This window comes from Prevotella sp. P5-126 (assembly GCF_002251185.1).
Taxonomy (GTDB): Bacteria; Bacteroidota; Bacteroidia; order Bacteroidales; family Bacteroidaceae; genus Prevotella.
In genome coordinates this window covers 47,202-72,690 of record NZ_NPIZ01000038.1, presented here as the reverse complement: position 1 = coordinate 72,690, position 25,489 = coordinate 47,202, and the positions used below count along the sequence as shown (strand labels likewise).

General features: G+C 47.5%; 15 protein-coding genes and 1 tRNA gene. 9 read left to right on the top strand and 7 right to left on the bottom strand.

The window, feature by feature from the left end; translation table 11 throughout:
• A partial coding sequence (locus tag CIK90_RS14355; RefSeq protein ID WP_371595910.1) for a Fic family protein occupies positions 1–282 on the top strand: 282 nt, incomplete at its 5' end.
• Positions 283–415: 133 nt separating this feature from the next.
• Positions 416–1,423: a hypothetical protein gene (locus CIK90_RS03465; protein WP_094464359.1), complete on the top strand. Its 1,008-nt coding sequence runs from the start codon at positions 416–418 to the stop codon at positions 1,421–1,423.
• A gap of 177 nt (positions 1,424–1,600) precedes the next feature.
• Here CIK90_RS03465 and CIK90_RS03460 read toward each other — a convergent pair.
• The 4 genes from CIK90_RS03460 to CIK90_RS03440 all read right to left on the bottom strand — a co-directional run bounded on the left by CIK90_RS03460 (position 1,601) and on the right by CIK90_RS03440 (position 5,353).
• Positions 1,601–1,673: transfer RNA gene (locus CIK90_RS03460), tRNA-Lys, on the bottom strand.
• A 71-nt stretch (positions 1,674–1,744) separates the two neighbouring features.
• The gene (locus tag CIK90_RS03455; RefSeq protein ID WP_254046263.1) at positions 1,745–2,962 is read right to left on the bottom strand and encodes an ABC transporter permease; all 1,218 of its coding nucleotides are present in this window, start codon (positions 2,960–2,962) and stop codon (positions 1,745–1,747) included.
• Positions 2,963–3,314: 352 nt separating this feature from the next.
• Positions 3,315–4,724 (bottom strand): DUF4836 family protein, encoded by a 1,410-nt coding sequence (locus tag CIK90_RS03445; RefSeq protein ID WP_094464358.1) that lies wholly within the window; start codon positions 4,722–4,724, stop codon positions 3,315–3,317.
• Between the two features lie 41 nt (positions 4,725–4,765).
• Positions 4,766–5,353 carry a thymidine kinase gene (locus CIK90_RS03440; RefSeq protein ID WP_371595909.1) on the bottom strand — a complete coding sequence of 196 codons (588 nt, stop codon included), beginning with the start codon at positions 5,351–5,353 and terminating at the stop codon, positions 4,766–4,768.
• Positions 5,354–5,681: 328 nt separating this feature from the next.
• Here CIK90_RS03440 and rsmI point away from each other — a divergent pair, with 328 nt between their 5' ends.
• The 7 genes from rsmI to CIK90_RS03400 all read left to right on the top strand — a co-directional run bounded on the left by rsmI (position 5,682) and on the right by CIK90_RS03400 (position 18,091).
• The gene (gene rsmI, locus CIK90_RS03435) at positions 5,682–6,356 is read left to right on the top strand and encodes a 16S rRNA (cytidine(1402)-2'-O)-methyltransferase (protein WP_094389702.1); all 675 of its coding nucleotides are present in this window, start codon (positions 5,682–5,684) and stop codon (positions 6,354–6,356) included.
• Between the two features lie 55 nt (positions 6,357–6,411).
• Complete coding sequence (locus CIK90_RS03430) at positions 6,412–7,263, top strand: lipoprotein (RefSeq protein WP_094389703.1); 852 nt, start codon at positions 6,412–6,414, stop codon at positions 7,261–7,263.
• 39 nt (positions 7,264–7,302) lie between these two features.
• Complete coding sequence (locus CIK90_RS03425) at positions 7,303–8,928, top strand: C10 family peptidase (protein WP_094464357.1); 1,626 nt, start codon at positions 7,303–7,305, stop codon at positions 8,926–8,928.
• A 1,890-nt stretch (positions 8,929–10,818) separates the two neighbouring features.
• A complete protein-coding gene (locus CIK90_RS03415) occupies positions 10,819–14,124 on the top strand; it encodes a SusC/RagA family TonB-linked outer membrane protein (RefSeq protein ID WP_094464355.1) in 3,306 nt (1,101 codons plus the stop codon).
• 27 nt (positions 14,125–14,151) lie between these two features.
• Complete coding sequence (locus tag CIK90_RS03410) at positions 14,152–15,732, top strand: RagB/SusD family nutrient uptake outer membrane protein (RefSeq protein ID WP_094464354.1); 1,581 nt, start codon at positions 14,152–14,154, stop codon at positions 15,730–15,732.
• Positions 15,733–15,761: 29 nt separating this feature from the next.
• Positions 15,762–16,805: a putative zinc-binding metallopeptidase gene (locus CIK90_RS03405; RefSeq protein ID WP_094464362.1), complete on the top strand. Its 1,044-nt coding sequence runs from the start codon at positions 15,762–15,764 to the stop codon at positions 16,803–16,805.
• 11 nt (positions 16,806–16,816) lie between these two features.
• Positions 16,817–18,091 (top strand): DUF4302 domain-containing protein, encoded by a 1,275-nt coding sequence (locus CIK90_RS03400; RefSeq protein ID WP_094435191.1) that lies wholly within the window; start codon positions 16,817–16,819, stop codon positions 18,089–18,091.
• Positions 18,092–18,309: 218 nt separating this feature from the next.
• Here CIK90_RS03400 and CIK90_RS03395 read toward each other — a convergent pair whose 3' ends face one another.
• From CIK90_RS03395 to CIK90_RS03385, 3 genes are read right to left on the bottom strand one after another with little or no spacing between them, the layout of a single operon-like run.
• Complete coding sequence (locus CIK90_RS03395) at positions 18,310–19,794, bottom strand: sodium:solute symporter (RefSeq protein ID WP_094464353.1); 1,485 nt, start codon at positions 19,792–19,794, stop codon at positions 18,310–18,312.
• A gap of 9 nt (positions 19,795–19,803) precedes the next feature.
• A complete protein-coding gene (locus tag CIK90_RS03390; protein WP_094464352.1) occupies positions 19,804–22,074 on the bottom strand; it encodes an alpha-L-rhamnosidase in 2,271 nt (756 codons plus the stop codon).
• On the bottom strand, positions 22,071–25,385 hold the full coding sequence (locus CIK90_RS03385) for a glycosyl hydrolase family 65 protein (protein ID WP_094464361.1): 3,315 nt from the start codon (positions 25,383–25,385) through the stop codon (positions 22,071–22,073). Before CIK90_RS03385 ends, CIK90_RS03390 begins: the two co-directional genes overlap by 4 nt.
• Positions 25,386–25,489 lie beyond the last annotated feature (104 nt).

The window sequence follows — 25,489 nt, the reverse complement described above, 5'->3', positions numbered from 1 at the left end:
GTAATCAACCCCACAAGTTCATCCCTCAACCCCACAACCTCAAAGGATAATAGGGCTCAAAAGCTAAAAACATTCTTTTCAATCATTGGAGAGAATGGGGCGAATCTTAAGATGTTAATGGAAGGTATGCACCTTAGGGACAGGAAGAGCTTTGTAAACAACTACATCAATCCCAATCTGTCGGAAGGATATATTGCTATGCTGTACCCAGAGATTCCAAATCACCCAATGCAATCATACTATCTAACGAAGAAGGGCAGAGAGTTGCTGGAGCAACTATAATTGCCGAAAGGGTTGTCTATAAAGTTGTCTAAAGGGTTATCCAAAGAGATCTTAGGTACAGTTGTTGTAGTGTTTAGGCCAATGTCGATAAAAGAGTTAGTTGTTTCTGTTCAAACGTAAAAGAGTTGATAGTATGAATATTGTAGAAGTCAATCCGTCGGGAGGTTGTCATGTCGTTATACTGGGAGCTGGTGCCAGTATAGCAGCATCAATTCGTGATCCGGAGGAACATGGATTGCTGTTACCTTCTATGAACAATCTTCCTGATGTCGTGGGACTTCATGGGTGCTTGAGCCATTTCCCACAAGAGCTGATTCAGGACAACTTTGAGGCAACGTATAGTAATATTGTCGAACATGATCCAGACAATCCATATCTGAAGGTTATGAATGATTTGATCTATTCATATTTCGCTTCGATGCTTCTTCCTCTAAAGCCTACGATATATGATTATCTCATAATGTCTTTACGTGATAAAGATGTTATAGCAACCTTTAACTGGGATCCTTTCCTGTATCAAGCCTGGTGGCGTAATGCACTTCATGGGAGTAGCCCTCAATTGCTATTTCTACATGGTAATGTGGCTGTTGGCTATAACAAAGAACATAATATGATAGGTAGAGCTGGTATGTATACAAAAGATGGTAACATTTATTTTGAGCCAACAAAATTACTATATCCTGTTAAACATAAGAACTATGCTTCTGATTCTTACATTAAGAAGGCATGGGATATTTTACAAGATCGTTTAGATAAGAGTACCTGCAACACACATAACGTTACCATTTTTGGATATAGTGCGCCTGTGTCTGATGTTGAAGCAATGGGATTAATGAAGAAAGCGTGGGGGAGTGTTGATGATAGAAATCTTGAACAGTTTGAAATCATTGACGTAAGGAGTGAAGAGGAGGTGACCTATTCGTGGAGAGATTTTATTCATACTCATCATTATGACTATCGTACATCTTTCTTCGAGAGTTCTCTGGCATTGTATCCTCGAAGAACTGATGAAGCTTTCTTCTGCCATTATTTACCAATTACACCCGAGGAGGCATTTGTTGAATCTAATCCTGTCCCCCAGGATTTCCAAACCTTTGAGGAAATGTGGGATTGGTATCAACCTCTAATTGACAGAGAGTAGTATGACTGACGAAGATAAAAATTCAATGTGGTAATAAGTGTTAATGGGGCGTTTCATGGTATTTATGTCAGTTTGTAAAACCTTGTTATAGGGGCCAAGTGGTGCAAAAGTGGTGCATTTGAGATATAAGAAAATCGGCAAACGATTGATTATCAACCATTTGCCGATTTTTAAAAGTGATCCGCTTGGGGCTCGAACCCAAGACCCCAACATTAAAAGTGTTGTGCTCTACCAACTGAGCTAGCGGATCATTGCCTGAAAGCGGATGCAAAGGTACGAAGTTTATTTGAAACCGCCAAATATTTTTCTGATTTTTTTGAATTATCTTTTATGCATGTGCCAAATATGGAGTACTTTGCGACGTATTGCAGCGTAATTTAGTATGCCGACAAATATATAAAGTGCTATGCCTGTGAGTAGGCTCGGTGCAAGTGTTGCAGCACTGAAACTTGGATAGAGACTGCCGAAAAGTGGGATGTAATATGTGCGCAGCATGACTATCAGTAGTATGGCGATGACCAGTACCAGCGTATTGACGGTCAGTGTCAACAGGTGGTAAGGACGTGCTACAGTAGAAGGTCGATAACCGATGAGCAGTAGGGTGTCTATCTTTTCCGTGTTCTTTTGTAAGAGCAGGAAGATGCTGAGCAACAAGACATAGAACGCCAAGGCACTGATGAGGAGGCCAACGGCAATGACGATGCCAGTGGTAATGCGCAGAAAAAGAGCAGTGCGTGCTGATTCTGCATCGTCTGCCTCGGTTTCGTATCCTCGGTCGTCAAGGAAAGTAATGAGACGGTCGTCTGTTGGATTGTCAACGCTGATAATAAGACGTGATGGGGTGGCACTGCGGTTGGGTGACAGCCGACGATTCATTTCGTCAATGAAGCGTTGTGGCACCAGAATGGTATTGAGCTTTTTGGAGAAGGCAACCACATGGCCTGTCATCTCTACAGTTTCGTTACTACCGCGCAAAAGAAACCGGATCTTTACCATTTGTACAAGACTCTCAGAAAGTGCGGGAAGTCCTTGGCTGGTAGCAAAGCCGAAATTATAGAGGTTGAGATAGTTGCGTGGCAGAATGATGGGAATATCTGTATCGCCTGGTTGCCATTGCCAGTGAGACAAATCCACATCGATAAACTCATCGGGCACGGCTTCGAAAAACATATCGGTGGAAAACTGTACACCTAATCTTTGGCTACCTAAGGTGGCAACCACCCCAAAGCAAGATGGGGTGAAAGTTCCCACACGAGTGGCAAATGGTTGTTGGCGCATCTCCTCTATTTCTTCTGGTGAGAAGGTTGGCGCTGTGCCAGTCAACGTGCCGATAGTGTTCACGTGTTTAGCCACCACCATCTGCCCAGGTCGCATAAAGCTGTCTCCACCGGAGAATATCGGAATGATATCGGTGGCAAACTGTATGGCAGCCAATACGATGGTCATGCCACACAGGTTGGCAAGTACAAAACCAGCCAACTGCCATGCATTCATTCCACGGCTGAGCAGTTTGTAGAGCAGATGATGATGGCTCTTCACGTAGTTCTGTTATTTATTCAAGTTTCGCAACTGAGGGAATTGATTGAAGTTAAAGAACGTTTTCGTTAAGCCAGATGAGCAGACCCGAGCTCGTTCGAGGTCTGCCATGGCGAGAAAATGTGCCATAAAATGGAACGTTTTCGTTAAGCCAAATGAGCAGAATAAAGCTCGCTTTAATTCTGTCATGGCGAGAAAAGGTGCCATAAAATGGAAGTTATCACTCCCTACGGTCGTTCGGGAAGTTAAGAGACAATAGCCTTTTGCCGTAAGACGTAGGACATTTGTCCCTTAACTTCTCTCTAACTTCCCTAACTTCCCTTAACTTCCCCACATGCGAAAGTTCTGTTATTTATTAGTTGAGTCCAAACTGTCCGAGCATGATGTCTGCCAGAATCTCTAGAGGATCCTTGTCGGCATCGTTCATATTGACACGGAAGTCAACCTTGGTATCGGCTGTGTCGTAGATCTCGATGCTCTTAATACTCTCCACAGCCGATTGGGCAGCCTTAGCTTGACTGCGGGTGCAGAATCCTTGTATGGCTTTGGCTGCCAGCTGTGCACCGATATGAATATACACGCGGTGGCCTTTGATGTCGCTTTTCGATACAGCAGGCTTGGCTTCAGCAAATGGCTCGCCACCAATAGCCAAATAGGTAGTACCGTTCTTTTCGCCAAAATTCATCTCTTTGCTGCTCTTGATGCCCAATTGGTTGAGCGCTTCAATAATCTTCTTGTCCTTGGTCTTCAGATAGAGACATACGTTGGGGATGAAGCCTTCCCACTTGCTGATACCTGCGGTGAAGTCGCCATCGATGGTTCCCAGTACACCCTTAGCCATTTCCAATTGGTCGGATTTGATGGTCTTTTGGTTTTTGAAAACACCCATCTTCTCGAGATAGTCGAAATAGGCTTTACCGTCAATATTGCAGAAAATAGACATGCCGTCTGCTGCGATGTATTTGGCATAGTCGCCGTCGATATTGCGCATCAGCTTCTTTCCTTCTTCAATATTCTGCTTCCAAGCATCACTCTTAGCAATGGCTTCTACGGAAAGCGTAACAGAACCCTTCTCAGAACTCAGGTCAAGGAGTATTGAGAGGTCCTTCATGTCAAGACCGTTAGGCAGTAAGGCTTTCTGTTCTGCGGTCAACTGATTTTGTGCAACACCCATGGGAATGAGCACCTGCATGATGCCTTTTGCATCAGCGAGTTTGCTGAAGTCGTCACTCTCTGCCATTGTACCCTTGGTGTCAGCATTGAACTTCTTGATGACATCGTCGATGGTGCCGTCAGAAACCACGAAACAGTCATCGTCGAAGGCAATCACATTGGTTCCTTCTCCGATATATTGTATGCCGTCTTTTTCTTTTGGAGCCTTATCCAAGGCGGTAAGCAACTTCACGAAATCGTCTTTGTCGAGCAGTTCGCCCACCAGCAATGCATTTTTGCCTTCGGCATTGGCACTTACCCATAAGGGTTGGCGTAGGTCGATACCGGCCTTAGCAGGATCTTCAGCTACAGCTTTCAATACTGCTTTAGCTTCTGCATTCTTACCCATAGCCTCCAGATTCTTTGCCAGCTGCTGTTTTACGGCATCGTTGTCGGCAGCTTTACTCTTGTCGAGAATCTGCTTTACATCGATGCGCATAGTAATGGCATCGTCAGGCAGGAAGCGTGCTGTCTTACTGGATTTCGAACACGAGGTGAATGCCACAACAGCTACAAGGAACATCAGGGCGAGTTTCATCGTTTTCTGTTTCATAACATTTAGGTTTAAGGGTTATTGTATAAAAGGTGAATAGGCTATTGTTGTTCGGCTTGAAGTGCTTTCTTGTAACATTCGCGGCAGAGCGGTTCATACTCCATGGTTTCGCCCAAGAGTACACGACGGTCGCTGTCAACGGTGCGGTGGCTGACATACGCCAGTGAACCGCATTTTACACAAATGGCATGTACCTTCGTTACATCATCAGCAATGGCACAGAGTGCTGGCATTGGTCCGAAAGGAATGCCTTTAAAGTCCATGTCGAGTCCTGCCACGATGACGCGCACACCACGGTTGGCCAACTGGTTGCATACGTCCACCAGACCGTCATCGAAGAACTGTGCCTCGTCGATACCCACCACATCGATGTCACTTGATAGCAACAGAATGCTGGCAGACGACTCAATAGGAGTTGATGAGATGGTGTTATGATCATGGCTCACCACCTCTTCATCGCTGTAGCGTGTGTCGATGGATGGTTTGAAAATCTCGACTTTCTGTTTTGCAAACTGGGCACGGCGTAAACGACGTATGAGTTCTTCTGTCTTTCCTGAGAACATCGAACCGCATACTACCTCTATTCTGCCTGGGCGGCGCACTTCACCAATCATGTTTCCTGTAATCATGCTACAAATGTAGGCATTTTATTTGAATTACACCAATATCTTCTCTTACTTTCGATAAAAAACTTCTATTTTCTCACAAATCGGTCATTAGGATTTGCTTCTGCCTTCGTTTTCTCGCCAAGGCAGAGTTTTAGCAAACTTGCTTAAGCGCATTTGACTTAACGAAAACGGGGCATTGGTTTTTAATTTCTCTCTATTTCTGCTGTGTAAAAGGAATGTCGTAGGTGATAAGCTTTAGTGAATAAAAGTTACTTTCATCCCGTAACAACAAGAAAAATAATAAATTTCTTTGTGTTTTCCATGCTTATTCGTAACTTTGTCCCCTGTTATGGGTATCCTGTATATCGTTCCCACGCCTGTTGGCAATATGGAGGACATGACTTTTCGGGCAGTCCGTATCTTGAAAGAGGCCGACCTCGTGTTGGCGGAAGATACGCGCACTTCCGGTAACCTGCTGAAACATTTCCAGATTCAGCAGCATTTACTTTCGCATCATAAATTCAATGAGCACGGCACAAGTGCATCAATAGTAGAACGGCTCAAAGCCGGACAAACCATAGCCCTCATCAGCGATGCGGGTACACCAGGTATTTCCGATCCCGGATTCTTCTTAGTGCGTGAAGCGGTGCGTGCTGGCATAGAGGTGCAAACCTTGCCTGGTGCAACGGCATTCGTGCCGGCCTTGGTTAGTAGCGGTCTGCCTTGTGATCGTTTCTGCTTTGAGGGATTTCTGCCTCAGAAGAAGGGACGCCAGACCAAACTACAGTCGCTGGTTGATGAAGAGCGCACGATGATATTCTATGAGTCACCCTACCGTGTATTGAAAACTCTCCAACAGTTGGCAGAGGTGATGGGACCCGATCGTCAGGTTAGTGCTTGTCGTGAGATTAGCAAAGTACACGAAGAGAGTGTGCGTGGCACTTTGGCAGAAGTCATTGCCCATTTTCAAGAGCACGACCCACGTGGCGAGTTTGTCATAGTCTTGGCAGGCAAGCCCACATGAAAGTAAAACACTTATGTATAATATAAAATAGGTAATAAGACAAAACACAAGAATTATGAAAAAGATGATAGTTTTGGCCATTGGCGCCATGATGCTTGTGGCTTGCGGACAGAAAGGTCCGAAAGCAGAAGAAGTGAAGATAGCCCAAAAGACCGATTCACTCAATCGCATCATCCAACAGAAGGATAACGAGATCAACGACATGGTTTCCACCATCAATGATATCGAAGAGGGCTTCCGTGCCATCAATCAGGCACAGAATAGAGTTACCGTTGCCCAACAGGGTGAGGGTGCCAATGCTGTGGAGCGCATTCGCGAAAATATTCAGATTATCCAGCAGACCATGCAGCACAATCGCGAACTTATCAATAAAATGCGCAACCAGCTTCGCCAAAGTTCGGTAGCAAGTGATGAACTGCGCCGCACCCTCGACAATCTCACCCGTCAGATGGAAGAGAAGGATGCTCAGATGCGTCAGCTTCGTGCAGAACTTGAAGCCAAGGATGTGCGCATCGGTGAACTCGATAAGGAGGTGACCAACCTCAATACCAATGTGTCATCGCTGAAGGAGGAAAGCAGTCAGAAGTCGCAAACCATCTCTGTACAGGACAAGCAGCTCAATACCGCATGGTTTGTTTATGGTACAAAGAAAGAACTCAAAGAACAGCGTATCATTGTAGATGGTAAAGTACTCCAGTCAAACTTCAATCGCGACTATTTCACCAAGATAGATATCCGTGTGGATAAGGAGATACGCCTCTATTCGCGTAGCGCACAACTACTCACCTCACATCCGCAAGCCAGCTATACGCTCGACCGCGATGCCAACAAGCAGTATGTGCTTCGCATCACCAATCCACAATTGTTCTGGTCCACCAGTAAGTATCTCGTGGTATTGGTGAAATAAAAACACGATATAAACACAATACATACAAATAAAGATTAAATGAAGCGGATTTTAGTTCTTCTGTTGGTGGCGATTACAACATCGTTGCAAGGTTTTGCCATTGTTAGAAGTCAACAAGTGATGAAAGAGATTGCCAATCGGCAATTGCAACAGATGGGTATCAATGGAATGGTGACACTTGCCACCGAAACCAATACCTATGCCATCTATCGTAGTGCCATGCAGGGATTTGTCGTCGTGGGAAAAACAAGCGAAGGCAGAGCGGTGTTAGGTTATTCAAAAACCAATTTCGATGCCAAACATCTGCCTTGCGGATTGGAATGGTGGTTGAAAGCTACCGACAAGGCATTGCAACAGCAACATTATTCTGCCGATGAGCAACCAGACTTCACGGTAGTTGATAATCTGTTGCAAACGAAATGGGGACAGGATATGCCTTATAACTACTATTGTCCAACAGTAAAGGGAGAACACCTGCCTTGCGGATGTGTGGCAACAGCCATGTCTCAAGTGCTTCGCTATTATGCCTATCCCACTCATGCAGAAGGTCCTGGACGTTATACTACTGAGATTTATAATGAAACCTTGAATGCCTATTCCTCAAAGACTGTGGTGGAGAACATCAAATCCGACTACGACTGGGACAATATTCCTTATGATCCCCGTGCTGCTGACGTAACAGAAAAACAGCAGCAGAACGTAGGACAGTTGGTCTATGACTGTGGTCGTGCCGTTAATATGAATTATGCCTCAAAGGGAAGCGGTGCCTATTCAGACGATGCGGCAGCAGCTTTTGCTACGGTCTTCGGTTATAATGAGGATGCCACCCATTATGTGCTTCGCGACTTCTATTCCGACAGCGAATGGATGAATATTGTCTATACTGAATTGGCAGAAGGACGCCCCATTATCATGGGAGCCAGTGATGACTCAGGCCGAGGTGGACATGCATTTCTGCTGACTGGTGTTGATGCCAACGGTATGATTTATGTTAACTGGGGATGGAATGGTGTTTGTGATGGTTATTATGCCATCGACAAACTAAATCCTGATAACAGCTTTGCCTTTAATTCCGGACAGGAAATCATCACACGACTCATCCCACAGAAAGAGGCTGTGACAGGAATGCCCTTTGAGTCGCACATGGGATGTACCTCGTCGCTCAGCGGTCTCTTGATCACACCCGAAGGACAGCTTAGTGTATCGCGCATCAATCTCTTCAATACAGGCCATCTGGATTTTGATGGTACAGTAGGAGTCCTTTTGGAGAATACCGCAGAAGGTTCCACCGAAAAGCAATATTTCGAATATGTCAATATCAATCTGGCCCCCTATGACCGATACAATGGCTCAGCACGTCAGACCTATGATCTTAGTGGCTTGACAGCCGGCACCTATCGCGTGCGTCTTGTAGCAAAAGATGTAAAGGATGCCGATTATCGACCAGTGCGTGGTCTGGGTGGCAAGTTCTACGAACGCCTATTGACCAAGTCTGCTGATGGCACTTGCGAACTCGCCGAACAGACTACAGGCATTCATCAGGCTAAGGTGGCGACCGATACCAGCGTGCACTATTACGATATGCAGGGTCGTAGCGTATCTGCCAACCACCGCGGATTGACCATTATTCGGCAGAATGGCAAAACCAGAAAGGTGATGCGCTAACACATCAGAAACACGTTTTCGTTAAGCCAAATGGACAGAGTTAAGTTTACTTGAACTCTGCCCATTTGGCGAGAAAAGATGCCATGAAATGGAACAAATAAAAAAATACAGAATAAAATTATCAAGTACAAAATATTTATTATGCGTATTGGCTGTAGTCATTACTTTCGTATTCTCTTCATGTAATTCCGAAAATGAAACACCGGTAGATTACAATACTTTGCCCGAATCAATAGCCAAGGATTTCAGTAATCGCTACGGAGCAAATACTATAAAACAGGTTTGTTCTGGTAATAATTTCTACCCCCATCCGTGACACTCCATGTCATTCATTTGATCTTTGATTTATTTGTTGTGATATGCCCTTGGCTTATATTGTCAGGAACAAATTATAAAAGCACTATATGAGTGTGGGTAAAAATATCTATAATAAAGTTAAAGTATATTAAATATTGAATCAAAACTGCCAAAACTCTTGCATTTCGGGGGTGTCATGTTGTATCTTTGTGTTTCAAGCCGAGGATGATTTCAAAAACAAGAAAGAAACCTTTAAGCCAAAAATCAAACAAATAACCCAACAACTAAAATGCTGCTTATGTTTACAAAATCAACAAATTCCCATGCTATCAGGTCACGACAGAAGGCCCACGATTTCCCGATCACTTCTCGTTCGGTTCCCGTTGACTTCTCGTTAGGTCCTCGTTCGTCTCTCGTTCGTCTCTCGTTGCTTATTCGTTAGTCTATCGAAGACCGATCGAGGACCGAACGAGGAACAAGCGAAAAACGAACGAAAGAGCAACGAACGTCGATCGAGGAACCGACGAGAATCTATCGAAAACTCGACGTAAAGCCACCATCATGGCTGGCAAAACACCCTTCTGCAACCACAAACCGACAATATGTCTTTTTGCTTCTACTCTGCCGATGTAGAACCCCTTGCTTCCTGTCCACACTGAGCATTTTCGAGGCGAATAAAGCCATTTCGTCCATCCCGTGGGCCTCTATGGTCTAACCATGTAGAAACCCCTTCACGGGCTTCAAGTGCTTTGTTATTCTCCAGACAACCGACAGAGATAATCCTCTGTCCACCCCAAACACCCTGCCGCAAGCCCAACAGCCCCATCCTCATAGGCCAAACCGTAAAAATCATGCAAAGCCACACAAGAGTCCTCCATATTACCATTTTGTGTAATGTAAGTAAGGTAACTTTACGACGGTAATGTAAGAAGCATCTAATATATTTACAGTATAATAAAAAATTATGCTCTCCTCACGGAGAACATACTCTCAAAATTTGGTATGGAAAATATCAATTACATGATCATTTTAAACACCTGACCAATTTTCAGATCCTGCAGATAAGATCCGTTGTCTGCGATGTTCAGAGAGAAGGTGGATGTGGGCTTATTTTGGTGGTATCGTAGGAAAATGGCGTTGGAGATTATTGGATTCAGGCAAATTTTAATCTGTCGGAAGTCAGGTTTGCAGGTAAAACATCTTGCTTTTTTGTAGCATTGTTGGATGGGGTGGAATCGTGTGAATAGTTAGTATTCATTAGTGTTCTGAATAAACACTTATACCTATATATTATACGCGTGCGCACGTGAAGAGTTATAGTTTCGTTAATAAATTCGCCGAAAATTCGTCAAAACGAAAAAAAATAGGCGCAAATGCTACTTTTTTTAAGAATAACCTTGTTTATTGTGAAAAAATGTTGTATATTTGCACGGAAATAGTGAGCAAAGTATAATAAGTGCAAACTTTAATGAGAAATGAGTGGAAATTTATATGCATAATTAGTGAATAATTAAAGCATAATTCCCGTTGATCGGGTCAAGACGAAATATCAATTATATCAATATTATAACTTAATAATTAACGAGAGTGTTTATGGAAAAAAGACTCATGATGTTTTTGGCAGGCTTGTTCCTCAGCCTTGGAATGGCCTTTGCCCAGACAAAAGTCACTGGTACCGTAATTTCTCAAGAGGACGATCAGCCCATTATTGGTGCTTCAGTTCTCGTACAGGGCCAGCGCTCCGGTACAGTGACCGATGTTGATGGTAAGTTTACCATCAGTGTGCCATCAGGCAAGAAAATCACTATCAGTTACATCGGTATGGAACCCCAGACCGTAACACCTAAGAACGGTATGACCGTGACGCTCCGCTCCAGTGCAGAACTGCAGGAAGTGGTTGTGACCGGTATGCAGAAGACCGACCGCCGACTCTTTACAGGTTCTACTACTAAGGTGGATGCCGAAAAGGCCAAGTTGGACGGTGTGGCAGATATCTCCCGTTCGCTTGAAGGACGTGCGGCTGGTGTATCGGTGCAGAACGTAAGTGGTACTTTCGGTACAGCTCCGAAGATTCGTGTTCGTGGTGCTACGTCTATCTATGGCTCATCACGTCCCCTTTGGGTTGTTGATGGCGTCATCATGGAAGATGTGACCGAGGTTGATGCCGACCAATTGTCATCAGGTGATGCAGAGACATTGATTTCTTCTGCTATTGCTGGTTTGAACGCAGACGACATCGAATCGTTCCAGATTCTGAAAGACGGTTCAGCAACTTCTATCTACGGTGCACGTGCCATGTCTGGTGTGATCGTTGTGACCACTAAGAAAGGTAAGTCTGGACAGACCCGTATCAACTACACCGGTGAGTTTACCATGCGTTTGAAGCCTTCTTATTCAAACTTCAACATTATGAACTCGCAGGAGCAGATGGGTATCTACAAGGAGTTGGAGGCCAATGGTCTGATCAGCTTTGGTCGTACCTACCGTGCTTCATCAAGCGGTGTCTATGGTAAGATGTATCAGTTGATGAACACTTACAATCCTGCAACAGGTTCGTTCATGTTGTCTCAGACTGAAGAGGCTAAGAATGCTTACCTCCGTGAGGCTGAGATGCGCAACACCAACTGGTTTGACGAGTTGTTCTCTAATGCTATCCAGCAGAACCACTCTATCAGCATGTCAACAGGTACCGACAAGGCTCAGTACTATACCTCGTTCTCTATCATGGACGACCCAGGATGGACCGAGCAGTCAAAGGTTCGCCGTTATACTGCATCTATCAATGCCATGTATAATGTGAACAAGAAGGTCACCCTCAACATGATTGCCAATGCCAGCTACCGTAACCAGCGTGCTCCTGGTACTACCAGTCAGAGCGTCGATGCGGTGACCGGTAATGTAAGCCGTGACTTCGACATCAACCCTTACTCTTATGCGATCAACTCAAGCCGTGCGCTTGATCCTAACGAGTTCTATACTCGTAACTATGCTCCTTTCAATATCCACAATGAGTTGGCAAACAACTTCATGAACCTCGACGTAGTGGATTTGAAATATCAGGCAGAACTCAAGTATAAGCCCATCAAGAAGGTTGAGCTTACTGTACTCGGTGCCTACAAGTACTCTACCACTACTCAGGCCAACGAGATTCACGAGAACTCTAATATGGCACAGTCATTCCGTGCAATGGACGATGCCACCATCCGTGACAACAACCCTTGGCTCTACACCGATCCCGATAAACCCAACTCCAAGCCTGTATCAGTGCTTCCTGTAGGTGGTTTCTATCGTGAGACCAAGTATAAGATGACCAGCTGGGACTTCCGTGCTACTGCACAGTATAACGATGTATTCAACGAAGACCATATCGTGAACCTCTATGGTGGTATGGAAATCAACGATACACAGCGTAGCCGCAGCTACTTCAACGGTGTAGGTATGCAGTATGACATGGGTTACCTCGGATCATACGACTACCTCTTCTTCAAGCAGTCAGCAGAGCAGAACGCTATGTACTACAGCTTGAGCAACAGCTATGGTCGTGAAGTTTCATTCTTCGCCACCGCTACCTATTCTTGGAAGGGCCGCTACGTTATCAACGGAACTACCCGTTACGAAGGTTCTAACCGTCTGGGTAAATCTCGTTCAGCACGTTGGTTGCCTACATGGAACGTCTCTGGTGCATGGAATGCTCACGAAGAGCCTTGGTTCCAGAAGACTTTCAAGACTGCGTTGACACACGCTACCCTGAAGGCTTCTTACTCACTGACTGGTGACAAACCTGCTGTGACCAACTCACAGGCTATCATTCAGTCGTTCAACCCCTGGCGTCCATTCGCAAGCGATAAGGAGTCTGGACTTAACATTTACGACTTCGCTAACCCCGATCTGACCTATGAAAAGAAACATGAGCTCAACATTGGTGTTGACCTCGGCTTCTTGAACAACCGACTCAACGTACAGTTCGACTGGTATCGTCGTAACAACTACGACTTGATCGGTATGCGTACCACCAACGGTACCAAGGGTACTATCAACGAGTTTGCCAATGTCGCTTCTATGCGTTCACATGGTGAGGAACTCTCTATCTCTTCTAAGAACATTATCAGCAAGGACTTCAAGTGGAACACCGACTTCATCTTCTCTCACGTGAAGACTAAGATTACCGAACTCGACAACCGTTCACGTTTGATCGACATGGTAACCGGTACCGGTTTCGCTAAGAAGGGATATGCTTACCGTTCACTCTTCTCATTCGACTTCAAGGGACTTAATGCCAATGGTATTCCTCAGGTAGTTAATGAAAGTGGTGAGGTGGTAACCAGCGACATCTACTTCCAGAGTCGCGATATCGACTACCTCGTTTACGAAGGACCTACCGATCCTACCATTACCGGTTCACTCGGCAACTCGTTCACTTATAAGAACTGGCACCTGAACATCTTCGCTACCTATGCTTTCGGCAATGTGGTACGCCTTGATCCTGCTTTCTATGCCAGCTATTCTGACCTCGACGCTATGCCGAAGGAGTTCAAGAACCGTTGGACCGTTTCTGGTGACGAGAACAAAACCACTATCCCTGCTATTCCTGACCTCCGTCAGCTGCAGGCAGACACTCAGCTCTCTTATGCTTTCAACGCTTACAACCGTTCTACCGACCGCGTTGCTAAGGGTGACTTCATCCGCATGAAGGAGATTTCAGTGTCATACGACTTCCCACAGACTTGGCTCAACGCTCTCAAACTGAAGAGTGCCAGCATCAAGCTGCAGGGTACCAACCTCTTCCTGATCTACTCAGACAAGAAACTCAACGGACAGGATCCTGAATTCTTCAACACCGGTGGTGTGGCTGTTCCTATGGCCCGTCAGTTCACCTGCACCGTAAGAGTTGGACTTTAATCAAACTTAATAGAAAGGAACAATAAGATGAAAAAACTTAGCATATTATCACTGGCCGCAGGAATGCTCGCACTTGCTTCGTGTGACAGCTATCTCGACAAGCTCCCCGATGATCGCGCCGAGGTTAACAGCCTTGACAAGGCAAAGAAGTTCCTCGTATCGGCCTATCCCAACCATTCGCCCAACTTTGTCTTCTTTATAAGTGGCGACAACGTGAGCGACAATGGTGTACTTTATAACGCACAGCCCAACCAGATGAATGCCTACAAATGGCAGCCCATTGAGACTGAGAATAACGACGACCCGAAGCAGGTTTGGAATGCTAACTACGAGGCTGCGGCTGTAGCCAATATGGCACTTGAGGCGTTGGCAGGCGATGAATCTGCTGATGCTCAGGCACTGCGTGCCGAGGCACTGCTCTGCCGTGCCTTTGCCATGTTCCAGAATGCCAATATGTTCTGTATGGCATGGAACGATTCTAAGGCTGACGAATACCTCGGTATTCCTTATCCTAAAGTAGCTGGTGAATCTGTCAACGAGCGCGGAACGCTGCGTCAGACCTATGAGAATATCAATGCTGATATCGAAGAGGCTCTTCCTCTGCTCAACGATGGTTATCTCACCGTACCTAAGTATCACTTCAACCAGAAGGCTGCTTACGCCTTTGCTGCCCGCTTCAACCTGTTCTATCAGAACTGGGACAAAGCTATCGAATACGCTACCAAGGCATTGGGTGGAAACCCAAGCAGTCTGTTGCGTGACATGGACAGCTATGCTCCTTTGGCTGGTGTTGATGACATCCACAACAAATGGATCCGTTCTGGTGAGAACTGCAACCTCATGTTTGTCGATGCCGTTTCTATCAACGGACGTGTCAACCGTGGTTCGTCAAGTTACAAGCGTTTCTGCCACAACAGGGATGTGATCACATCACAGACTATGTGGGCTAAAACTCCTTGGTCTGAATCAGCCAGTAGTGCAGAAAAGAATGCCCTTCAGGAAGCTCGTCTCATGTATGGTAGTAACCAAGCAGTGTATATACCCAGCTTGATCGAGGACTTCGAAATCAAAGATAAGATCAACCAGACTGGTTATGCCCACGTGGTTGACCCCGTCTTCACCGGTGACGAGACTATCTTGACACGTGCAGAGGCTTACATCATGAAGAAAGACTATGACAAGGCTCTTGCCGACATGAATACATGGCTCACCGCTCACAGCGATGTGACTTCACCCAAGTTCTTGACGCTCACAGTTGATAATGTTAATACAGCGCTCAATGCCATCCGCATGACCGAGGTTCCCTCACGTGCAGTGAGCGAAGAGAGCATCAAGAAGCCGCTCAACCCACAGGGCTTCACCGTTGAGGAAGGCACACAGACCAATATGATCTATACAGTGCTCCAGATGCGTCGTATCACCACCATGTATCAGGGTCAGCGTTGGCTTGACATCAAGCGTTGGGGTATTGAGTTCACCCACCATCTTGACGGCGAAGACAATCTCGTCTTCAAGGCAGGTGACCTTCGCGGTGCTATCCAGTTGCCTTACGACGTCATAGAAGCTGGACTTGAGCCTAACCCCAGAGAGACAGCAACCCAGAATTAATTATAACGAACGAAAGGAATAAAGATATGATGAAACATATTACAATGTCGCTCGTTGCACTGCTCATGAGTGTTGCATTCGTGTCGTGTGACAACGACGATCCCAATAGCGAATCGATCTTCAAGACCGAAACGAAGAACGAGACCGAGTTCGACAAGTGGCTCAACACCAACTTCGTGGAGCCATACAACATCAAACTCTACTATCTGTATAACGACAAGCTGACAGACAACTACTACAACGTAGTGCCTGCCACCATCACCAACTCGAAGGCTATGGCCAAGATGATCAAACACGTATGGCTCGACGCTTATGTAGAGGCTTGCGGTGCAGACTTCTTGAAGGCAAATGCTTTCCGTGTGTTCCAGTTTATCGGTTCACCAGAATACAACGGTAAGGGTGAAATCGTGCTCGGTACTGCTGAAGGTGGTGTTCAGGTAACCCTGTTCCGACTCAATGAGCTTGACCTCGACCATATCTATGTGAATCAGGACGAGCCGTTCCGTGCGCATGCCAAACTGCCTCTGGACCTCAACTACTGGTACTTCCACACCATGCACCATGAGTTCTGTCACATCTTGACACAGAAGAAGTACTACAGCACCGACTTCCAGACCATCTCTGCCGGTAAGTATCACTCTACCGACTGGATCAACGTGGATGACGAAGATGCTGTTAAAGAAGGATTTGTTACCGGTTATGCCAGTGGTGAATACAATGAGGACTTTGCTGAGGTTTATGCCAACTACGTCACTTCAAGCGATGAATCTTGGAAAGCACGTCTTGACAAAGGTATTGAATATACTGTAACAGGTCTCAATGCCAAGGGTGAGACTATCCAAGTTGCATTCTGGGGCAAACCTACTAATGCTCAGTTGGCAGGTGCAGGTTTTGCGAGTATCAAAGGTGCCAAGATTACATCACGTGAAGGTGCCAATATCATCAATGCCAAACTTGAAATCGTGCGCAGCTATCTGCAAGACTCTTGGGGTATCGACCTTGAGAAGCTCCGCGCTATCGTGCTCCGCCGTTCGGCAGAGGTTATGAATATGGATTTAACAACTCTTAATTAAGCAATCCGACTATGAAAAAGATCTATAACATTCTGTTCGTCCTTCTCGCTGGTCTGTCGTTCGTGGCATGTTCCAACGAAGTGGATGACGTATTCGATAAGTCGTCTGCCGACAGAATCCAGGAGGCTATCAATGCCGACATGAAACTGCTGGTTGATGCACCTAATGGTTGGCTGATGGAGTATTATGGCGCCAGCAAGTATGGTGGTTACAATATGTTCGTCAAGTTCAATGCTGACAACACCGTAACAGCTGCCAACGAGTTCTTTGAAGAGGGCACTCGTGCTACCTCTCACTTCAAACTTGAGCAGAGTCAGGGTGTACTGCTCTCATTCGACGAGTATAATGAAATCTTCCACATCTTCTCTGATCCTGCCAACATATTGCAGGTAGGTGACAATGGTAAGGGATTTGAAGGTGACTTTGAGTTCCGTGTCATCAAGGCAGAGGCAGACCGCTTCGAACTTCAGGGCAAGAAGCACGGTCAGAAGATTGTGATGACCCGTGTGGCAGAAGACCTCAACTGGGACAACTACTTCAAGGCTGTAGAAGACATGGAAAAGCTGTTGAGCTACAAGACCTATGCCATCGAGTTTGGCGGCGAGGCTCCGCTGACCATCGCAAGAAGCAATCGTACCTTCACCTATCACGATGCTGAAACCGATAAAGATGTGCTTATCCCATACATCGTTACCGATCAGGGCTTGAAATTCAAGAAACCAATTGTGATTGGTACTGACTCTATCACCATGCTGACTCCAGGTGCTGATGAAACTTGGAAGACTGACGGCAAGGGTTGGACCGTGAACTATGTATTGCCTACTCTCGTAGAGCAGCTCACTGATCCTAACACATTCTGGTCGTTCAAGAAGGGCAAGATGAGCAAAAAAGCCGCTGCTTACTTTGCAAAAGCTGAGGAAGCCAGTGCTGCAGAAGGTGAGGACGTTATATTTATCGCATTCGGTGTGAATCCTAATGCCGCTAATCTTGGATGGGGTGTATTCTTCCGCAGTGGTAACTATATAGGAACGCTTCTTCCAACAGTAACTCCGATTGATGGCACTCACCTCTCATTGGCTATGAAGGGTTACGATGGAAATGGTCAGTACTATTATAAAAAAGGTTATAATTACATCACCAATGGTATCCTCCGTGGAACATTCGAATTGAGTACCGACAATCCTAAGAACCCATCATACATCCGCTTGACTCGCACCGATGCTAATGCTCCAGGTGAATGGATGGATGTATTCCCCGGTCTGGATTTCTACGATGCAGGCGAATAAGAGAAATTCTCTTTAAGTCTATAAATGAATAAAGGTGTGACTCCTATATGGGGTCACCCTTTTTTCTTGCCTATATGCCAGATTATCATTACCATTGTCTCGCACTATCAAACATGATACTCAAACGCTGAAAGATGACACGCGAACAATGTCTGGAACTCAACATGATGGCAGAAACGATTTACCGATAAATCATGATATGAGCGAAGTGTGGTACTTCACGATTTGCTGCACAACAGGGTGATGACGAAACCAACAATGAAGATGACACATGTGCCGAGCACGATAGAGAGATAGGGATGGAGATGTGGTCCAGGCAGATTGAGTGGTCCAGCCAACGATATCCAACCGATGACGAGGATGCCCGAAAGACAACCGATGAAGGCGGCACGACGACCGATGTGTCGCGTGCAAGCCAAGAAAAACAATCCTAACATGCCACCAGAGAAAATGCTACTCAACGTCCACCAAGCATCGATGATACTCTCTACCTGCAACATGGCAAGCGCTACCAGGGCACCCAAGACGCCCACGACAACTGAAGCGATGCGCAATACAACGAGTTCGGGACCCGACGCAGTGCTGGTGTTGCCCTTGCAACGGCGCCAATGGGGCAATAAGGGACGGAAATAGTCGGTCAGAATGATGGTGGCTGCCGACGTGACACTGGTCGATACGGTACTCATGCCCGCAGCAAAGATACTGGCAATGAGCAGCCCGCGCAGTCCCAAGGGCAAACTATCCACTATGAAATAAGGGAATACATAGTCGGGTTTGGCAGCAATATCGTCGGGCAGATAACCTGTGCCCGACTCGTAGAAAGCATAGAGCGATGTGCCGATCATGAAAAATAGTGCAGAGACCGGTATGAAGAGATAGCCACCGAATAGGGCAGAGAAGCGTGCATCGCTGTCGCTCTTGGCAGCATGATAACGCTGCACGTAGTTTTGATCGATGCCATAATTCTGCAGATTGGTGAAGATGCCATAGATGAGACATACCCAGAAGGTGCTCTCGGTGAGACTTGCACCGAACGATCCCAACGACAGTTTGTTGCCTTCGGGAGAATGGGTGGCAATGTCGATAATCTGCATAGGACCCTCAGGCAACGAGAATATCAGTATCAGCAAACACAATAGTGCACCACCGATGAGAATGAAGCCCTGTATGGCATCTGCCCATATCACCGCACGCAAACCGCCCAGCATCGAATAGATGACGATGGCAACGGTGGTGGCGATGATGACCACATGGAGATTCCACCCCATCAGAATATACATGGGTACTGCCAACAGATAGAGGATGCTGCCCATACGGGCTATTTGCGTGAACAGATAGCATGCCGAAGCATAGAGGCGAGCCCATGGACCAAACTTCTCTTCAAGGAAACTGTAGGCAGATACCGAACCGCTCTTGCGGTAGAAAGGTACGAAATAGCGAGCTGCAATCCAACTGGCTATCGGTATGGATAACGAGAAAACGAAAGCGTTCCAGTTGCTGGCATAGGCTTTACCGGGATAGCCGATATAGCTGATGCTCGATACATAGGTGGCAAAGATAGACATGCCCACTACCCATCCGGGCAGCGATTTGCCGGCAGAAGTAAATTCATCGGCAGAACTTCCTCGACGGAAAAAGGTACAGCCGAAGACCACGATGCCGATGGTGAATAGCAGAAATACGATGAAGTCGATAATATGCATAGGGTATAGTTAGTGTTGTAGAATCTGTTGTGAACGATGGTGACTGCCGCCTTCCAACTGTTCGCTACCTCCGTAGGGCAGTTGCAGCGTGGCATGGTCACCCTGCGGAATCATGATGTCGATATAGAAAGTGTGTCCCTCAATTCGCCAATCTACGCTTACGGTGCCGTGTGCCGATGCCGTAGAACCTTTACACCAGTGGATGTCGCCCACGGGGTGAGGCGCTATCAGCAGGTCGTTGCCCCGTCGCTGTATGCCCAGCAGGTCGGGTATGAGGAAATTTTCAATATGAGCCATCATGAAGTGATTCATCGATGCACCATGCTTCGGATTCCACTGTTCGGTGAGTGTTGTCATGCCTTGCTTGATCTGATAGCCATAGCCTGGTACCTCGTCGTGGTTGAGCATGCGGTAGAGCAACTCCCGTTGTCCACCGTCGATGAGTGCTTTGAAGAGATAGCGGTTGCCTACATCGCCCGTGGTCAATCGGTCACCATGCTGATGGATATCAGCCACGAGTTGATCTAACACCGCCTGACGGTCGCCATCGGGAACGAGATTCATACAGAGTGCGATGGCTTGGGCACACTGGCTGCCAGAGGCATAACGATGGGTTTGCGGATTGTAGAATTCGCGGTTGAAAGCCTCTCGGATGCTATCGGCACGTGCTTCTCCCATCAGATGGTTCCACCAGTAATAATGTGCGGTAGATACCAAAGGCATGGGAGTGTTGCGCGCAAAACCAGCACGCCAGGGACCATAGTCATACCAATCGCCAAGTCCCATGCGCAGTATGTAACACGAGTCTTGCGACGCCAGATAATCGACATAGCGCTTCATCGGCTTGTAGTACTGTCGGATGAGACTATCGTCACCATAGTATTGCTGATAGAGAAACGGCAGCGCGACAAGTGCACCGCCCCATTCTGGCGATTCGAGGAAGGGTTTTGCCCAGTCACCGGTAAACACGGTATATTCTGGAGCTGTCTCAGGCATAGCTCCATTGGGGTGTTGGGCATCTGCCATGTTCTGCATGGTCTGTTGTATCATCGTTCTGCAGTCGTAGTTGTAGAGCAATGCCTCGCCGTTGAGCCAGTCTTGTTCGAGCCATCCCAGTTTCTCACGGTGCGGGCAATCGGTCCATACCGCCTGCCAGTTGCTGCGTATGGCACGGTCGATGATGCGGTGGGTGGCATTGATGCGTAGGTTGCTACACTCAAAACTGCTGGTGCGTGGTGCTGCATTATAGACAAAGCAAGATCGGATATGGCGTAAAGTCTCGATGTCGCCCTCCACTTGGAGGTATCGGAATCCATAATAGGAGAAGACAGGATGCCATGTCTCTGTGCCCTTTCCACTAAGCGTGTAAGTATAATAATGTGGGCGACCGGTTTGCTTCTGATTGCAGCGCAGGTCGTCGGTGAGTGTTTCTGCCGGTGTAATCTTGATGTGTTGACCACGCTTTCCCTTGACGGTAATCTCAGGAAATCCCGCAAGGTTCTGTCCCATATCGAACACCAATATAGAGTCGCGACGCAAAGTTTGCGCCACTTCATAGTGTTCCATCACTTTGACAGGATATGCCAACTGAGGACGCAGGATTCCTTTGGGTGCCTGTTGCACCACAACAGGATGCCATGCGGTGGAGGAGATGCGTGCATCGTAGTCTTCGCCACCATACAGACTGTTGAAGGTGATGGGCGATAGACTCCACTGCCATGCGGCATCGCTGACAATCGTCTCTTTACTGCCATCGTGATAGGTGATGTGTAGTGCCAGCAGTAGTGTGGGTGGTCCAAACGAAACCTTTAGTTTGTGATAGCGTCCGCCCTGCTCGTTGTAGAATCCGTTGCCCAATAGCACGTGAACGGTATTCATGCCACGTTGCAGACAGGTATCCACTTCATAGGTATTGTAGAACACCGTCTTGTCGTAGTCGCTCCATGCTGGTGAAAACTCAGCATCGCCTACTGTGCGGCGGTTTATGGACAACTTGTAGCATCCCAGTCCGGCAATCTGCACGGTGGCATGGGCAACCCGTTTCTTGAGCTGGAAGTTGCGTGCGATATAGATGCTACGGCGCGACAACGTGTCGGCAGCGTTCCATAGTGCGCGAGTTTGTTTCAATATGCCTCCCGTGTAGTGTCTGCCTTCTGGAATGTTTGCCTGCTGTCGGGTGATGGCACCAATCCATTGTGCCTCGCCGAAGCAAGTTGGCGACTGGGCAGCCACTCGGAGGGTGATGGCGAACAGTAGGAAGAGTATGCCGCGCTTAGTCATAATGCGTTGTTGATGGTGAGTTTGCCGATGGTGTCACGTTGTCCTGCCAACTGTCCGTCGATATAGACGCGCAGTCCTTTGCCTAAGTGGTAGCGAGATCCGTCGTGGTCCCAAACGATGGTGATCCAGCGACCGTGATAGGCTACGTTGTCGAGACAGAAGTAGTTCCATTTTCCTTCAGGCAACAAGGGGCGCACCTCTAATGTTCCGTCGGTGCGTGGACGCAGACCGCAGATTCCCGTGATGACCAAGTCGCAGAAGGTGGAATGGTTGTAATAGCGGCTGCGCTCTTGATCGCCTTTAAGCCAGTAACCCGTAGTCTCGTCGAGATATTCGCCGATGTAAGGGCGTCCGCGCATGTGTTGACTTTCTACATATTTCTCCATTTCACGGAAGTAGAGCGAGTCGCCCACTACAGGGTCGGTATAGTCGTTGATATAGTTTGCCATGGCAGTAAGCGTCTGACTGGTGGCAAAGGGCCACACGGCACCGTCCCATTCACATTTGCCCACACCGTGAGTACGGAACAAAGGATGGCGGCGCTCGGCAGTAGTCAGTCCGTAGGGAGCAGAGAATCCCTTGGTGTCAGCAGCCTGCAGCCATGCCACACCATAGCGATTGTCATCTTTCGCCATGTGTGTGTACCAAGGCAGGAAGCCGATAGCCTCCCGAACACATGCCGAAGAATCGACGCGGTGGGTTTCAAAAAACTGTTGGTCGGTGTTCCACAGCAGGGTATGTGCAGCCTCTTGTAGTGAATCGGCTTTGGCATAATAGCGCTCGGCTTTGGCTGGGTCACCGCTGAGTGCTGCAATATTGCCGATAGCTTGGGCATTGCCAAACATATAGGCATTGATGCTGGGACGCAGATATTTCTTCCTACGTCCGCCGCTGATGGTCTCTTCCATGGCATCCTGCACGTCAGCCTGCCAGTAGAGTTGCTGTCCTTTGACCTTTCGGGTGTGGGTAGATTCCCAATGGTTGTATTCCCATTCGAGTGACGGCAACATGTTGCATATCCAGTCTTTGCGTCCATCTACGGCATAGCGTTGCCATAGGGCATGTGGCATCCACGAGGAATAGTTGGCAATCTTCTTCATCGGTTCGCCATTGTTGCCTTTGTACCAGGTGTTCATGATTTGGTCGAGGTAGTCGGTTTGGCGCAACCAACGACTCTCCATGATATGATGACCTACGCCAGAGGCAATCAGATTGTACTGATCGGCATAGGATCGAGGCACAAGAAACTCGGTCATGGCATAGCCCACGGGAGTCAGTCGGATGTGCTTGCGGAGTGTCCACCAACGGTAATACCACATCTCTTCGAATTGTTTCTGCGGGCAGTCGAACAGCGGTACGTTATCGGTCATCCACTGCCATGCCTTGCTGTTGGGTATTGCCTGAATGATATTTTCATCCTCCATGCTGTTGAAATCATCCACATAGTGCTTGTAGTCGGCATAGCGTAATGCCACGGCATGGGCATCAGCATCGTCGGATGAAGTCTGGAAATGACTGATGCGATAGGTGGCAAGCGGTTCATCGTCGCCTGCATGGTCGAGTGTGCCATACCAGTCGGCATCGGTGTCGATATCAGGGAAGGTGCGGCGTGCACCGGTGCGGAAGAGAATACGCTCGATATGTGCTACGGGTGAAAAGAACATGCGCTGTCCTGCCTTCTTGCCGTTGACATAAACCTGTATCATCCGGTTGTCGGTAGAGAGTACGGCTTCGATATGATAGGTCTTGCCAGCTTCGTATTTTCCCAAATTGCCGTAGCGTGCACCACCTTTACAACGCATCTCTCCTTGTGGTGTCAGTTCGATACGCGAGCAGGCGGTACCCTGTTCGTCGAGAAATTCTATCTGTAGGAGACCATGGTCGTTTTGCAGTGCTTCGATGTCGAAAGCCACACGCAGACTCTTCGATGCCGGAATCTTACGTTCTATGCAGGCATAGTCGAAGGGATTGCTGTCTGCCATGGTGAGCCATCCGTTGACCAACGAAACCTCGGCACGCTTAGGCGAATAGATGTTCCACTGGCGGAGTTGGGCGAGTTGTCCCACGTTGAATTCCCCATCGTGGGCGTGCGCTGATGCTTTGGTCTGTACTGGCACGGGGATGTGGCTCACCCAGATATCCTCCTTATTCATAGAGTAGGTCAGCCAGAGGTCACCATCTTTGGGCACTCCGTTGCCTTCGAGAATTCCTCTGACATACTGTGGACCATAGCTCTTATAGTTGCCACCGTAGCGCATGGGCGGCACTTCGCCCACCACGAGATTGAGCGTAGTATATTCCAGTCCGTCGTTGGAGAGAGAAATGCCCAACGGCCAACGGTATTCCGATGGGTTGTAGATGGTGGCATAGGACCCGTCGGAAAGGCGTTGTCCCCATATCTTAGCATTGCTGTTGACAAAACCGCGAGCACGTGCCACGGGTTGTGACCACGTCAGACCGCCATCGTCGCTGATACTGGTCAGCGCATGTTTCCATAAAGCCGCTAAGCGTCCGTCGGGCAAAGTGTAGTCGCAGTATGCCTTGTAACCTTTGTTGAGTGGGATGAGCGGATCGTTGCGGTCAGCCTCTTCCACCCATTGCATGCGGTATCGTGGATTGTCGAGAATCTCTCGGCACACCTTACGTAAGTTTTTGTCGGCTTGGGTGTAATAAGGAAACGGCAGGGCACCTTTCTTGTTTGCCAATGGTTTGCAACCATGGTTGAGATAGATGAAACAGATGGGGCCCAACGAACCATCGGCTTTGACTTCGCGAATGACACGGCCGATGCCGTTGCCATCGTTAGGATCGTCTTTGCGGTCGAAAGCCACACCGTAGTTGCCTAAGGCATAGAGGCGACGGTCTTTGCTGACATACCAACCTACACGTTGATGCATGATGGCTACCAGATTGTGGGCACGTTCAGAGCGTCCTGGCTTCTGGAATCCTTCGGGAACCTGTATTTCAGGAAAGAGAATCTCAGGTTCGCTCCATGTATAACCATCGGCAGACGTCTGATACATGGTGCGTGAAGGTGGTATGTGTTCGTCGCTCGGATCGCAAAGGAAGTTGAGATGGAACCGATTGTTCCAATATGCCAGCATGGGTTGGTGGTTGTAGGTCCAACCATCGTTGTTGGCTTTAGCAGGATATTCGCGGTTGGCTTGCATCACTTGGATGTTGTGTACACCAACCACGGGCGACAAACCGCCATCGTGGCGGTAGGGGGTGCTCAGGGTGCTTCCGGTGTAGTGGATGGCATCTGAAGCGTTGAGCAAGTTGCGCACAATGGCTTCGGAAGCACGGAAAATGGTGCCGTGCTTATGGAGAACAGGCACGCTGACCTTGTTGGAAACATCTTCAAAGGTTTTGAAATCGGTGGTGAAATGTGCACCGAAATCCTTCAACCGATAGC

Bases quoted from the DNA above. Each gene is read 5' to 3' on its own strand.
- CIK90_RS03390 (WP_094464352.1), bottom strand. From the start codon at position 22,074: ATGACTAAGCGCGGCATACTCTTCCTACTGTTCGCCATCACCCTCCGA.
- CIK90_RS03445 (WP_094464358.1), bottom strand. From the start codon at position 4,724: ATGAAACAGAAAACGATGAAACTCGCCCTGATGTTCCTTGTAGCTGTT.
- CIK90_RS03440 (WP_371595909.1), bottom strand. From the start codon at position 5,353: ATGATTACAGGAAACATGATTGGTGAAGTGCGCCGCCCAGGCAGAATA.
- CIK90_RS03430 (WP_094389703.1), top strand. From the start codon at position 6,412: ATGAAAAAGATGATAGTTTTGGCCATTGGCGCCATGATGCTTGTGGCT.
- CIK90_RS03465 (WP_094464359.1), top strand. From the start codon at position 416: ATGAATATTGTAGAAGTCAATCCGTCGGGAGGTTGTCATGTCGTTATA.
- CIK90_RS03400 (WP_094435191.1), top strand. From the start codon at position 16,817: ATGAAAAAGATCTATAACATTCTGTTCGTCCTTCTCGCTGGTCTGTCG.
- CIK90_RS03405 (WP_094464362.1), top strand. From the start codon at position 15,762: ATGAAACATATTACAATGTCGCTCGTTGCACTGCTCATGAGTGTTGCA.
- CIK90_RS03425 (WP_094464357.1), top strand. From the start codon at position 7,303: ATGAAGCGGATTTTAGTTCTTCTGTTGGTGGCGATTACAACATCGTTG.
- rsmI (WP_094389702.1), top strand. From the start codon at position 5,682: ATGGGTATCCTGTATATCGTTCCCACGCCTGTTGGCAATATGGAGGAC.
- CIK90_RS03395 (WP_094464353.1), bottom strand. From the start codon at position 19,794: ATGCATATTATCGACTTCATCGTATTTCTGCTATTCACCATCGGCATC.
- CIK90_RS03415 (WP_094464355.1), top strand. From the start codon at position 10,819: ATGGAAAAAAGACTCATGATGTTTTTGGCAGGCTTGTTCCTCAGCCTT.
- CIK90_RS03410 (WP_094464354.1), top strand. From the start codon at position 14,152: ATGAAAAAACTTAGCATATTATCACTGGCCGCAGGAATGCTCGCACTT.